This is a genomic window from Clostridium ljungdahlii DSM 13528 (assembly GCF_000143685.1).
In the GTDB taxonomy this organism is placed as follows: domain Bacteria; phylum Bacillota; class Clostridia; order Clostridiales; family Clostridiaceae; genus Clostridium_B; species Clostridium_B ljungdahlii.
In genome coordinates this window covers 2,987,070-3,000,431 of record NC_014328.1, presented here as the reverse complement: position 1 = coordinate 3,000,431, position 13,362 = coordinate 2,987,070, and the positions used below count along the sequence as shown (strand labels likewise).

The 13,362-nt window shown below is 29.0% G+C and carries 13 protein-coding genes; 10 read left to right on the top strand and 3 right to left on the bottom strand.

What is annotated here, in order from left to right; translation table 11 throughout:
* Window positions 1–33: 33 nt before the first annotated feature.
* From CLJU_RS13385 to CLJU_RS13375, 3 genes are read right to left on the bottom strand one after another with little or no spacing between them, the layout of a single operon-like run.
* Window positions 34–768 carry a hypothetical protein gene (locus CLJU_RS13385; protein WP_013239363.1) on the bottom strand — a complete coding sequence of 245 codons (735 nt, stop codon included), beginning with the start codon at window positions 766–768 and terminating at the stop codon, window positions 34–36.
* A 6-nt stretch (window positions 769–774) separates the two neighbouring features.
* Window positions 775–3,009 carry a gluzincin family metallopeptidase gene (locus tag CLJU_RS13380; RefSeq protein ID WP_013239362.1) on the bottom strand — a complete coding sequence of 745 codons (2,235 nt, stop codon included), beginning with the start codon at window positions 3,007–3,009 and terminating at the stop codon, window positions 775–777.
* Window positions 3,010–3,888, bottom strand: coding sequence for an ATP-binding cassette domain-containing protein (locus CLJU_RS13375; RefSeq protein ID WP_013239361.1), 879 nt, complete (start codon window positions 3,886–3,888; stop codon window positions 3,010–3,012).
* A 280-nt stretch (window positions 3,889–4,168) separates the two neighbouring features.
* Here CLJU_RS13375 and CLJU_RS22950 point away from each other — a divergent pair, with 280 nt between their 5' ends.
* The 10 genes from CLJU_RS22950 (at window position 4,169) to CLJU_RS13335 (ending at window position 13,358) form a co-directional block, all read left to right on the top strand.
* A complete protein-coding gene (locus tag CLJU_RS22950) occupies window positions 4,169–4,339 on the top strand; it encodes a TetR/AcrR family transcriptional regulator (RefSeq protein ID WP_081442104.1) in 171 nt (56 codons plus the stop codon).
* A 69-nt stretch (window positions 4,340–4,408) separates the two neighbouring features.
* Window positions 4,409–4,708, top strand: coding sequence for a hypothetical protein (locus CLJU_RS13370; RefSeq protein ID WP_023161976.1), 300 nt, complete (start codon window positions 4,409–4,411; stop codon window positions 4,706–4,708).
* A 73-nt stretch (window positions 4,709–4,781) separates the two neighbouring features.
* Entirely contained in the window at window positions 4,782–5,219 is a 438-nt protein-coding gene (locus CLJU_RS13365) for a MarR family winged helix-turn-helix transcriptional regulator (protein WP_013239360.1), read from the top strand.
* 84 nt (window positions 5,220–5,303) lie between these two features.
* On the top strand, window positions 5,304–6,665 hold the full coding sequence (locus CLJU_RS13360; RefSeq protein ID WP_013239359.1) for an MATE family efflux transporter: 1,362 nt from the start codon (window positions 5,304–5,306) through the stop codon (window positions 6,663–6,665).
* A gap of 405 nt (window positions 6,666–7,070) precedes the next feature.
* On the top strand, window positions 7,071–7,598 hold the full coding sequence (locus CLJU_RS13355) for a flavodoxin domain-containing protein (protein ID WP_013239358.1): 528 nt from the start codon (window positions 7,071–7,073) through the stop codon (window positions 7,596–7,598).
* 160 nt (window positions 7,599–7,758) lie between these two features.
* Window positions 7,759–9,642 carry a MutS-related protein gene (locus CLJU_RS13350; RefSeq protein ID WP_013239357.1) on the top strand — a complete coding sequence of 628 codons (1,884 nt, stop codon included), beginning with the start codon at window positions 7,759–7,761 and terminating at the stop codon, window positions 9,640–9,642.
* 76 nt (window positions 9,643–9,718) lie between these two features.
* Window positions 9,719–9,883: a hypothetical protein gene (locus tag CLJU_RS22630; protein ID WP_023161974.1), complete on the top strand. Its 165-nt coding sequence runs from the start codon at window positions 9,719–9,721 to the stop codon at window positions 9,881–9,883.
* Window positions 9,884–10,169: 286 nt separating this feature from the next.
* Window positions 10,170–10,973, top strand: a complete 804-nt coding sequence (locus CLJU_RS13345; RefSeq protein ID WP_013239356.1) for a sugar phosphate isomerase/epimerase family protein — start codon at window positions 10,170–10,172, stop codon at window positions 10,971–10,973.
* A gap of 296 nt (window positions 10,974–11,269) precedes the next feature.
* Window positions 11,270–12,205: an ABC transporter ATP-binding protein gene (locus tag CLJU_RS13340; RefSeq protein ID WP_029170168.1), complete on the top strand. Its 936-nt coding sequence runs from the start codon at window positions 11,270–11,272 to the stop codon at window positions 12,203–12,205.
* The gene (locus CLJU_RS13335) at window positions 12,198–13,358 is read left to right on the top strand and encodes an ABC transporter permease subunit (RefSeq protein WP_013239354.1); all 1,161 of its coding nucleotides are present in this window, start codon (window positions 12,198–12,200) and stop codon (window positions 13,356–13,358) included. The genes CLJU_RS13340 and CLJU_RS13335 overlap by 8 nt, the downstream gene beginning before the upstream one ends.
* Window positions 13,359–13,362 lie beyond the last annotated feature (4 nt).

Below are 13,362 nucleotides of genomic sequence, written 5' to 3'. Positions count from 1 at the left end.
TAAAACTATTTTGGTTGCATACATACTAACTTTTTAAGCTTTTCCAGAAAGCTTCTTAAATGAAGCCGCATATAAAACCATTCCTACTAGAGTAAATATAAGTCTACTCATTATAAAATTCAAATGCAAACTAAAAATAGGTTCTCCGAGACTATCAACAGATATAACTGTAGGCATATAAGTCACATACCCTTTGGCGAAAATATCAATAAAAGGTGCGCTGTTAAAACTTATAAGTGACAAAATCAAAACAATTGGAATCCAAGCATAAAGCAAGGTTTGGCTTTTGCTGCCCAAGAACATACTGGTTCCAAGAACAAACACAAAAGTAGGAAGTAATATTATTAACATTGGTAATAAAAAATTTTGAAAACCTGCAAAATTAAATGTTGTCTTGTAAAACACAAAACTTATGAAAATGCAGCATATGGCAATAATTAAGTAAGAAATAGACAGAGCTAAACTTTTTGTAGCCAAATATTTTTTCTTTGGTAAAGACGTACATGAAGTAATTTCTCTTACTCTTTGTTCATTTCTAGAAAAAAGTCCTGTACAAGAAAGCATTAAAATTAATAACATAATTGTATTTATGTCACACAAAAACTTGCAATAACTCCATTTTGAAAAAGGTGCTGTACCAGAAACAACTTGTATTATTTCTGTATAGAGGTCAATCACCGAAAAGAAAAGTGCAATTATGAAAGTTATTACAAATATCCTTGAAAAAATTATTCTCTTTAGTTCGTATTTAAGAATTTTTGTATCCATTGACCACTACCTCCTTTTAGCACCAGTAATATTTAAAAACTCAGAAAAAGATAGTTTTTTATCTTTTTTACCATAATATTCTTGGTAAATAACTTTCATGGAATTAAAATAATTTTCTTCACCAATGTTATTATAAACATTGTAAATTTCAAGTGGTGCCAAATGATACATTTTATCATCCTTTAAAATTAATGTAACGAAATACTTTGGAAATATTGATAGTTTGTTCATGTATTCAGGATTTCTTTGATAAAAGTTTCGATTCAATTTATTTGCTCCTTCTTTCCACTTTTTCACCAATAAATTTTCTGCATAGTCTTTTCCAAATTTGTTTTTCAAGAATAAATAAGTGCTAAAATCCGCAAAAGCTTCACTTGACCATTCATCGTGATTTTTATCTATTTGATTAAGGCTGTTTGGGTTAGATACATCTATCCCAGTGCCCCACCATTGATGAGCAATTTCATGCGTGAGCAAAGCAAAGGTGTCAGAAGAAGATGCTGTGGATGATTCCACGTTGGATTTTTTCTTTAAACAATCTTCGGAAACATAAGAAATATTTCCGTTTTGAAATCCACCTCCGCCTTGTACTCCTGATGTTACGACTACTTTAAGACTATCTTTGCCTAGTGATCCAAATTTTTCTGAAAAGAATGAGAATATATCAAGTGTGTCATTTCCTCTGGATTCAAATTCTTTTCTCGCAGCCAATGGATAGAAAAACTCCACATTTGTGCCCTGTGCTTTTCTTTCAAATATTCCATATCGTCCAGCTGTCAAAGATAGGTCACTTAGTTTATCCCAAGAAAAACTCCAAGTAGTAAAACCATCCTGCTCAGAAATTTTGCGATTTTTTTCTCCCTGAGTTATGACTGTAAACTTTGAATCCATTTTTATTGTTCCTTCAATAATCCTATCCTTTTGTTCAACACAAACAACAGGAGCAATGTCCGTGGTGCCATTTAACCTTACATAATTTTTGCTTATTCCTTGGGAAAAATCTTTAGTTGTACTTTTGGCTTTCGGTGTACCTGAGTATCTTATGCTTAATTTAGTTTTAGTGTTTCTTGGAATGCTTATTTCAAAAACGTTGTTAAGTTTTGCACTGCTCAAAACCTTGGGCGAAACCTGTATACAACTTATGTCTTTGTTGCCTAACTTGATTTCACTAATCTGATAACCATCTGCTAATTCAAAATATACATTTTGAGGCTTATCAGTTCCGTTTTGCAGCTCCTCACAATAAGCTCCACTAGCACAATTTTTATCTTTTTCTATCTTAAGATCTACAAACATATTTGAAGTTCCTATAACATTAGTGTTTACAGGCGTTTCTTTTTTACCATTAATCAATACTGACACCACATCCGTAAGCGAAATTGATTTGAAAATCGGTTCATTTTGAAAAACAAAAAATGCTCCAAAAAGAGAAACCAAAAAGCAAATTGGTATGAGCTTATATTTTTTACAGTTTTTAAAGATAGATTTAAATAATCCTTTTTCATAACATCTATGGCACAACATACCGAATAAAAATATGGACATAGCTACCGATAACCCAAAGAGCCTATTCCAGAGCATTCCCAAAACGATATTCCCGCTTCCGAAATTTTCGGAAAGTCCACTAGCACCTGTCTGAACCCACATATATTGATAATTGATATTTCCTGTTAAAAAACTAAAAAGCACCGCTAAAAGCATAATAATGCAGGTTATATTAACGTTCCTAAATATAAGATAAAATCCTGCGGTCATAAGAATTGTTAGCACAATGGAGCCAAAAATTATTAAGGTGTAACTGAGCAGGAAATAACTAAAATCGGTTAGACTGCCCACGTTAAATATATAGTGAGGAATCATAATTATCATTGAACCCACTGTTGAAATAAGACCGGCACACATTAAGCCTGCAATTTTGGTTAAATTTATCTTTATAGAACTTGATATTGGCTCAATTATATAATTGACTCTAAACCTAAGTATTTTGTCAAACTCAAAAACTGTTAGTGCCGTAAACGCAAAAGCTCCAATTACTGCTCCTACCTTTGCAGGAAAAAGTATAGTTTGAGATAAAAGAGTAGAGCTATTTATTCCAAGCATCATACTGCTAATATCTTCGCTAATGTAGGTTGAAAGTAGTACACCAATCAAAGGAAAAACTGACGTTAGCAAGATTATTATTTGAGTAAACTTTGACTTCAGAATTCGCTTTGTTTCATAGGTAAAAAATGTATTTCTCATTTAATGAACACCCCCATTGTGTATGACGTATGTATACGCATCTTCAAGGGTAGGCTCGATAAGTGGAATAGAGCTTTCTATTTCTTTGCCGATAACACGACAGGAGATGCCATTACCAGTAAACAACTTAGATGTGATTTTGTACTTACCTCCAATTCTTTTTTCTAAAGTCTCGTTATCTTTTTCCTCAACAAAACCAACATGTCCGTGTACAGCTTTTATTAAATCCGGCGAAGTTCCATCAAATAAAATCGTACCGTTATTAATGATTATAATTCTATTGCAAATGGCTTGTATATCATCGATGATGTGAGTAGAAAGTAACACTATCTTGTCATTTGCAGTCTGTGAAAATACATTTCTGAAATTAATTCTTTCTTCTGGATCAAGTCCAACTGTAGGTTCATCTAAAATTATAAGTTCAGGATTTCCAAGTAATACTTGTGCTATACCAACACGCTGCCTCTGACCCCCTGAAAGAGTTTTAATTTTGAAATTTCTTTTTTCTTGCAAATCAGTCCTTTCAATAGCTTGCCCAATAATACCTTTCACGTTGTTTTTAATTTCTTTTAATGCACACATGTAATCCAAAAACTCATAAACTGTTAATTCATCATATAAACCAAAACTTTGCGGCAAATACCCAAGCTGATTTCTGAGTTCTTTTTCGTATTTTTGGATTGGTCTACCATCAACAATTATTTCGCCGGCCGTCGGTATTATCTTCGATATCAATAGTTTCATAAAGGTACTTTTCCCAGCACCATTAGGACCCAAAAGGCCTATAAAATTTGGACTCTTCATCTCCAAACTAATGTCGTTTAGTGCCTTTTTCCCTGTTTTGTATGTCATACTCACATTTTTGATACTAATTTTCATAAATGCTGTTACACCCCTTTTTCATGTTTTACCTATATAATAAAACCTTCAACTTACATCTCTGTGACTTTCAGGTGAGAGATTCGTCACTTTCTATGTAATTTTTGAGGATGTTTTGAATTGCTTCCGAAAGGTTTCTACTCGATAAGACTTAAAAAGCATACTAAGATATATGTTGCTACATAAATAAAGTTTTGCTTGACATAACAATAAGTTTTCTATTATTATGCAAGTTTTAAAAGAAAAAATTAGAGATAAGATATTAAAAGCTGCTTAAAACATATTTTATGAAAAAGGCTTTAAAGATACCACTACGCGTAGTATTGCCAAAGCAGTAGGTATAAGTGTTAGTAATTTATATCTATACTATGAAAACAGGGAAGTCATTTTTACTGGAGTAGTTGACGAATTTTATGAATACTTTATTAAAAAAGCAAAATTGCCTTGGTGAAGTTATCCACAGCAACTTTCGCAAACTATTTTTTGTGTAATAAAAAAATAATAATTGGAGAATTTTACTATGAAAGCATCAATTATTGAATTTAGTCCATTAGGTAATACAAATCATGTAAGTGAACTAATAAAAGCTGCACTAGAACAGAATAATATTAGCGTGCAATTAGTTAACATTACTGGAAATGAAAAATACTTTTCTACAAATAATAAACGAAACTTTTTACAGGAAACCATTGGGGAACACGATATTCTATTTATAGGTTCGCCTTCCTATTTTGTTTATATTAAGAAAGTTGATGACAAATCCTATAAATATAAAAATTTTTATATAATTAATGAAATAAATATTATAAATATAAAATAAATATTGACACTTAGAATTCTAATTGTTAAACTATAAATAGTTAGAGTTCTAATATAATTTAGGAGGAATTTAAATGACTAATTCTAGATACTCTATACAAACACCATATTTACAATTAATAAGAAGTATTGCGATAAAAATGAAACTCAGTTCTGATGAAAAAGTAAAAAAGTTAGGATTAAATTCTCAACAAGGACGCATGATAGGTTATATTTATGAACATCAGGACAGTGGTATTATTCAAAAAGACTTGGCACGAGCATTTCAACGTACAGAAGCAAGCATTACAAGTATGCTTCAAGGGTTAGAGAAAAAAGGATATATAGAAAGAAGAATTCCTAAAGAGAATGAGAGACAAAAATATATATACGTATTGCCTAAAGGTGCCGAATTAATAGAAGATTTTAATAAATCAGTGGTTGAGACAGAGGAAAATATTATTGCAAGCTTGACGGAACAAGAAAAAGAGACGTTGTTAGCTTTGCTATTGAAAGTAGATAGAAATTTATAAGTTATTAATATAATAACTTATACCTAAAAACTTAGAATTCTAAGAATATGAATTCTAAGAATACTTATTGTGGAGGATGAAATTATGAAACAAAAATTGTCAAACGAATATTATTTAGAAAATGCACCAATTACTAAGGCAATTGCACATTTATCTATTCCTATGATGATTGGTATGTCAGTAGGTACAATATATAACGTTATTAATGCTTTTTTTATTGGACTATTAAACAATACAGATATGTTAACTGCCGTTACTTTAGGACTACCAATCTTCACTATATTGATGGCTTTTGGAAATATGTTAGGAGCTGGAGGGGGAACATTTATAACTCGTCTTGTTGCAAAACAAAATATAGAGAAAGCTAAGAAGATAGCAGGATATACTTTTTATAGTAGTATTATCATAGGAATTTTGCTTGGAATAATCTTAACAATAGCACTTACTCCTATTGTTAAGATTATGGGAGCAGATACTTCTGCTATTATTAATTATACAAAAAGTTATTCTTTAACTATGTTTATTGGTGGTTTTGCAATTGTAATGAACTTTGCATTGGAGCAAGTCGTGAGAGCAGAAGGAGCATCAAAAGAATCAATGCTTGGAATGGTTGTAAGTACAATTTTTAGTCTTATCTTTGACCCATTATTTATACTATTATTTAAATTTAATGTTGTAGGGGTAGCATTATCAATGATTTTAGCTAATATAGCTTCATCTATTTACTATGTTTACTACTTGGAAACAAAAAGTGAGAATTTAAAAGGATTTATTAAGAATTTTAATATTTCTCTTAAAGATAAAATAGAGATATATAAAATTGGGGTTTCTGAATTGTTGCTAGCTGGTTTTTTAATTATTACAACTCTTCTTTTGAATAATTATTCAATTAGATATGGAGAAAGTGTAGTAGCTAGTTTTGGGATTGCTTTGAGAATTGTACAAGTACCAGAATTTATTGCAATGGGGCTGGCGCTAGGAATTATTCCTTTGATTGCATATAATTTTTCTAATGAAAACTTTAAGAGATTAAAAGACAGTATAAAACAATCAGCTTTATGGATTTTGGGATTATCAGGCGGGGTTGTTACTTTAGTCTATATTTTTAGAAATGTAATTATTCATCTGTTTTCTAATGATGCAGCAGTATTAAGTGTTGGAGTTTATATCATGGCTGCCATGCTTATTTCCGCATTCTTCAATGGATTTACAACATTGTTTATAGGAATTTTTCAGGCATCAGGTCAAGGAACACCATCAACAATTATGTCAATTACACAAGGAATTCTTTTTATTCCTGTGATAATAGTATTGAATAATTTCTTTGGATTGCATGGTGTTATATGGTCTATGACCATTACAGAAATAATTACCTTTTTAACTGGAGTAATACTATATATTATTTTTAATAATAAACTAAAGAAGAATCAAGTAGTAGCAAACTAGCATCAATAAATATTGTATCTATATAACTATTTAGTTTTAATAAAGTGAGTATAATAAGCAAGGAAGTAAGCGGGATTATCACTTGCTACTTATATGGTAAAAACAAGTAGATAAAGCATATCATAAGTAATGATTAATGTATAATTTAGTACGTAATTTTCTTATCTTGTGACGTAAGAGTAATTTATTGTTCATCAATTTTTTGTGATTTGGATATTATAATATTATACACAAATTTAAAAATATAAAAGGAGTGTATCAGCATGAATGACAAAAAATATGGTACAATTTTTATATGAATTAAATTACAATGGCAAATTATTGAGTATATATATTGAGGTAAGGATTAAAAGAAATGTTTTCATTCATGATATTCGCTGTCTTAAGAAAGGAATCGATATAAGTATGAAAACAGTAGTAATATATAAATCAAAAACAGGTTTTACAAAGAAATATGCAGAGTGGATTTCAAAAGAATTGTCAGCAGATATTTTTGATGCAGCAAATGTTAATATTAATATGCTGGCTAAATATGATACCATAATCTATGGTGGGAGTTTGTATGCAGTAGGTATTATTGGCATAAATTTAATTACAAAAAACCTTAATAAATTAAAAAATAAAAAGATTGTAGTTTTTGCCACAGGGGCGTCACCTTCAAGAGATGAAGTGATAACTGAAGTTAGGAATAAAAACTTTACTACAGATCAACAAAAGTCTATCGAGTTTTTTTATTTAAGAGGTGGATTTAATTATAGTAAACTAAACATTTTTGACAAATTTCTTATGACACTATTGAAATGGAAAATAAAAAATAAAAAGCAGGAAGATTTATCGTCTGATGAAATAGGCATGCTTTCTATATATGATAAACCAGTAGATTATACAAATAAGAAAAATGTACAAAAAATAATAAATTATGTTAATTCGTAAAGTTATTGTACTATTCATCAACTAAAAAGACAGCACTACTTTTTTGATTTATACTTTATGGTTACATGGATGATCCTATTGTTACGATATATACTCATATTTAAATTTAAAACATTTGTTTATCAAATTAAAAAACTTCTAGGAAATAGAGGAAAATAAAATGGTGCCAGCACTAAAAAAATATGAAAAAGGAAAAAGTAAATATAATCTATTACTTAAAAAGCAACAAAAATGTATAGATACTATAAGTAGATTAAGATTTGTTGTTTTCATACTAGGACTTATAGTTTTAGTAAGAATGTATATATTAAAAAAGCCTTTTTTATTTAATTCTATAGTTTTAGGTATGCTTATTTTATTATTTTACCTATCTTATTTACATAGAGGTATGGAAAATAAAAAGAAATATATGGTTGCATTATACGAAGTAAATGAAACTGCAATAAAACGATTGAAGGGGGAGTGGAAAGATTTTGAGGATATTGGTGAGGATTTTATAAATAAAAATCATAATTACTCGTACGATCTTGATATTTTTGGTAAGGGTTCTTTATTTCAATGGATAAATACAGCTCATACTTATGTTGGAAGACAAAAGTTGAAGAAACTATTAACAGAAAAGCCTAAAAGTGAACAGAATATATATGATAGACAGTCTGCAATTATAGAACTTGCACACAAAATATGTTTTAGACAGCGATTTGAGGCAGAAGCAAAAATAATTTCTAACCATAAACAAAATCCAGAAGAACTTTTTTTATGGTTTAAAAAAAGTAATAAGTATGTATTAAAAAAGCAATTTATTTGGACTTTAAGAATTCTTTCAATAGTGACTGCAGTAACTAGTGTAACATTAGCAGTTAAAATATTTTATTATGCCCTAGCTGTTTTATTTGATATTCACAAGAGTGTACCAGAATTATTTTATTTAATTCCTAATTATATTCCTGTTCTTTTTATATTGATTCAATTCATTCTCTTAAGAATAAGAAGAGAAGATAGAATGAAAAATTTAATTATTGCTGAGAAATATAATGATAGCATAAAAGTATATAGAAATATGCTTAGACTTATAGAAAAGTATAAATTTAAGTCAAGGTATATTATGAATTTATGCAAAGAACTTTATAGTAAAGATGAATTAAGTGCATCTAAACAAATAGATATTTTTTCTAAAATTTGTAAATCTATAGCTAATAGACGTAATATGATATATTCTATTTTAAATCCGATTCTCATGATAGAATATCACTGGACTATTTCTATTGAAAGATGGAAGATAAAATCAGGAAATGATTTTAAAAAGTGGATTAATATAATAGCAGAATTAGAGGCATTATGTAGTATAGCAGTTATTAAACATGATAATCCATATTGGAGTATGCCTAAAATTATAACTGGATCGTCAAGAATTATAGCGAAAGATATGGGACATCCTCTTTTAGGAGAAAACCGAGTATATAATGACTTAAAAATAGAAGAACCATATCCAGTTATGCTTATAACAGGTTCAAACATGTCTGGAAAGAGTACATTTATGAGAACCGTAGGAATTAACATTGTATTAGCATACGCTGGAGCTCCTGTATGTGCAAATGGATTTTGCTGCACTATTATGGATATATATAGTTGCATGAGAATAGATGATAATCTAGGACAAAATATATCTTCTTTTTATGCAGAAATATTAAAAATCAAAAATATTGTTAAAGCTTCAAAAGAAGGGAAAAAAGTATTATTTTTATTAGATGAAATTTTTAAAGGAACTAATTCAAAAGACAGGCATACTGGAGCTATGATTTTAGTAAGGCAATTAAGTAGAACTGGAAACCTGGGATCTATATCTACCCATGATTTAGAGTTAGGTGAAATGGCAAACCATAAAAACTCAAAAGTTAAAAATTATCATTTCTCTGAATATTATAGAGATAGTATGGTTTATTTTGACTACAAATTGAAAGTTGGAATTTCAACTACAAGAAATGCAATGTATTTAATGAAATTAGCTGGGATTAGTATAGGAGGAAATAATACAATTCAATAGCTTAAGGTTATGAAAATAATTTTTCATAGTGTCAAGATATTATTCATTAATTATAAAAAAGAGTGGGGGCTATAGTGTGAGAAAAATAGCCATAATTTTAACCACTATAATGTTGTTTATGGTTGCAGGTTGTTCAAATAAAGACGTAATTAAACATAACTACACTTATAAAGGAGAAAATGAATTTTGGACTGCCCAATATAAGGTGGATTCCACAGGTACATTTACTAATGTGTCGTAATTTACTTATAATACGGATCAGTTAAACAAAATTGTTCTTTGTAATTAGAGTGATAGTAAATTTCTATAGAAATGATTAGTTGAAGGGGTAAAATCATGAAAAAGTTCCAGCAAAAAGTGAAATTAAAAAAACTAGAGGTCTAGTAAATTATAATGACATAAAGTAGCACTTTGGGAACTTAATAAAAGACTTAGCAAGAAAAATTAATTGTTAATACAAGAGTGACATAATCAAATAAGCATAATTAGAAATTATTTTACTGCGGAATATTTTTAGGGGGATAAGGTTGAAAATTGGTATTAATGCTTCATTTAAAAAACTTCATTTAATCAAGGAAACATTTAAAGAGTATAATATTCAACATATACAAATTGCATTACCAGCAAATCTTGATATGATTAGCAATGATATATACAATATGGTAAGTAAGTATAAAATTGAAAACCCGGGTATTGAAATTAGTATTCATGCTTATCCGTTCAACTTCGCTGAATCAGTAGAAGTAGTAAGGAATACATGGATAGAACTAGCCCATAAAACTATTGATTTCGCTAATAACATAGAAGCAGTCTTTGTAAACTTTCATTGTGGTTATGGCATTGATGCTGGAAAACGAAAACAGCACGATGAAGTAGTAAGAAAATTAATACCAGTGCTATATAAAATTACAGACTTAGGGGTACGTAACAATATAGAAATTCATATAGAAAATTTATATTCAGAACAAAGAAATAGTGATTTTTGTAAAATTGGAGATAGGTTAAGTGATTTTCAAAAAATATTTGAAAGTATTGAATCCTCAATGTTAAAGCTTTGCTATGATTATGGACATGGAAATTTAGATGAGAATGGCATTGACATACTTCGCAAGTTTTATTATAGGCTGGGAAGTATACACGCGCATGATAACGACCAATTAGCTGATATCCACTGGCCAATTGGAAATGGAGATTTGGGTTCAATTAAATGGGATGAAGAAATTAAATTTTTGAATAGCATTAATTATAAAGGTGCTTTTATTTTGGAAGGTTACCCGAATGACCAGTTGGAATCTTTAAAGTATCTTAAAAAATTAAATTTGGAAGGGTAATTTTATGAGTAAAAAGAGAATTTAAAGAGAAATTGAAACTGAGAAAGTTGAATTAGAACCAAGACCTGCTTATGACGGCAGGCCTTATTTTTTGAAAAAATAGTGAGAAAGTATCAAAAAATTACCTAACAAATAATCCAATAATAAGACATAAATTAATTGACTAATATCCATATTTAGGTATGGCCCTTTTGTAATAAATTTATTTTTTCTTTATTTTTAATACACTTTTAATATATTTTTGCCTTTTATAATTGTAAATATTGGTAGCAAATAAAATTTATTAAAAGAGGATGATGAAAGTGGCGGAGAAGGTTTTAGAATTAAAAAACATTTCTAAAAAGAGAGGTAAAAAGCAGGTATTAACTGATGTTAATTTTTCTATAAATAAAGGCGAGATATGTGGCTTTGTAGGCAGAAATGGTGCAGGCAAGACCACATTGATTAAAATTATAACAAGCATGCTGTTTCCTGATGAAGGCGAAGTAATAATTTGTGGAAAAAATCTTAAGACTGAAAGAGAAGAGGCTTTAAAAAATGTTGGAGCAGTAGTGGAAACACCAGTGATGTATGGATATATGACAGGAAGGCAAAACCTAAATTATATATCAAGCGTACTTAAAGATGTAACAAAAAATCAAATAGAAGGTGCTGTAAAATCATCTGATTTAGGTAAAAAAATTGATGAGAAAGTAAAAAAATATTCTCTAGGTATGAAACAAAGACTGGGGCTTGCAGAAGCACTAATGGGAAATATATCATTACTAATACTAGATGAGCCTACAAATGGACTGGATCCTATGGGAGTTTTTAAACTTAAAAACACTATAAACACTTTAGCTAAAGAAAAAGGAGTAAGTGTTTTTATATCTTCACATATCTTAAGTGAAATAGAAAATATATGTACAAAGATTGTATTTATAGATGACGGAAAAATTATTAATATTCAGGAAATAGGTGATAACGCAAAAGTTAGTAGTGAAAAAAATATGTTTATAAAAACTAATTTTCCAGAAAAATCATCAGAAATCATTCAAAATATAGCCAATGTAAAAATATTAAAGGTAAAAAATAATGGTATTTCAATCTTAATAAATACTGAGTTACATGATATTTTTGATATATTAAAAAATTTACATGAGGCTGGAATAAATGTAGAAGGTTTCTTTGAAGTAAAGCAAAATTTAGAAGATAAATTTATAAAGATGATGGGAGAAGATAGTGATGAGTAAATATATATGGCAGGAACTTAAAAGAGTTATGATGAAAAAGAAAATTGCGCTTATTGTCATTCTCATTATTACAATAGCTTTTGGATTAATGAGAATCTCAAAAATAGATACTGTAGAAGTACAAATTCAAAAAGATAAAGTTCTTCTTAACAGTCTAAAGATAGACAAAACTAAAGCTGATACTGAATTTAAAAAGGCAGATATTTCTAGAGATATATTGGAGACTCAAAAAGAAATAGATGACAAAGAAGACATGCTAAATCAAATAAATAACTATGATAAATCAAAATTAGATAAACAAATTCAAAAATTGGAAAAAGAAAATAATCCTAAAAATGAATACAAAATACTTCAATTGAAATATGAAAAAGAACACAATATAGAAAAAAGTGAGTTAACACCAAAGGGAATGTATGCAGCTATAGATATTTTACAATATTTTGTATTGCTTTTTTTGATTATTCCTATTGTATTGTCATCTGACATAGTATCAGGGGAATATTCACCCAATACAATTAAGGCTTTAATTGCTAAGCCTATTTCAAGAAAAAAAATCATAACATCCAAGTTTATTGTTTCAGTGATTTTAAGTGCAGGCACTATAATTATAAGTACTATAATATTTATAGTGGAAGCTGGAATTCACTTAGGCTTTTCAGATTATAGATTGCCTTTTGATGTAAGTGCAAAATATGTTTTAGATAAATCACTACCATTAAGTCCAGTGACTTCTCAAATGAAGTACGTAAGTGGAAGTATGTCAATAATTCCTGTTTGGAGTGTAATTCTTCAACTTATATTAATTTTAATAGTTATTTCAATAGCTATTATATCAATAATTATGTTTATATCAACTATTTGCAGGAATTCACTTATTTCATCGCTTGCAAGCTTCATACTAATTGCAGGAACACAATTCTGGTACCTCTTTTGTTTTTCAGGTAAATATCTTGCAGCAGCTAAATATGGCGCTTTTGTAAAGTTTTTACCTATCCCATATATGGTTGATAGTTTGGGTACCTTATCCGGAGATATTTCTTTAAAACTTGCTAGTAGTATAAATGTGTCTTTTGTTTTGATTGTATGTTTTCTGTGGACTTTAGTTATGATGTTTTTAAGTACTTATGTTTTTGGAAAGAGAGATCTTGACTAGTTGA

Coding starts and splice junctions, on each gene's coding strand:
- CLJU_RS13370 (WP_023161976.1), top strand. CDS start 4,409: ATGAAAGCATCAATTATTGAATTTAGTCCATTAGGTAATACAAATCAT.
- CLJU_RS13340 (WP_029170168.1), top strand. CDS start 11,270: ATGAAAGTGGCGGAGAAGGTTTTAGAATTAAAAAACATTTCTAAAAAG.
- CLJU_RS13350 (WP_013239357.1), top strand. CDS start 7,759: ATGGTGCCAGCACTAAAAAAATATGAAAAAGGAAAAAGTAAATATAAT.
- CLJU_RS13385 (WP_013239363.1), bottom strand. CDS start 768: ATGGATACAAAAATTCTTAAATACGAACTAAAGAGAATAATTTTTTCA.
- CLJU_RS13375 (WP_013239361.1), bottom strand. CDS start 3,888: ATGAAAATTAGTATCAAAAATGTGAGTATGACATACAAAACAGGGAAA.
- CLJU_RS13380 (WP_013239362.1), bottom strand. CDS start 3,009: ATGAGAAATACATTTTTTACCTATGAAACAAAGCGAATTCTGAAGTCA.
- CLJU_RS13355 (WP_013239358.1), top strand. CDS start 7,071: ATGAAAACAGTAGTAATATATAAATCAAAAACAGGTTTTACAAAGAAA.
- CLJU_RS13360 (WP_013239359.1), top strand. CDS start 5,304: ATGAAACAAAAATTGTCAAACGAATATTATTTAGAAAATGCACCAATT.
- CLJU_RS13365 (WP_013239360.1), top strand. CDS start 4,782: ATGACTAATTCTAGATACTCTATACAAACACCATATTTACAATTAATA.
- CLJU_RS13335 (WP_013239354.1), top strand. CDS start 12,198: ATGAGTAAATATATATGGCAGGAACTTAAAAGAGTTATGATGAAAAAG.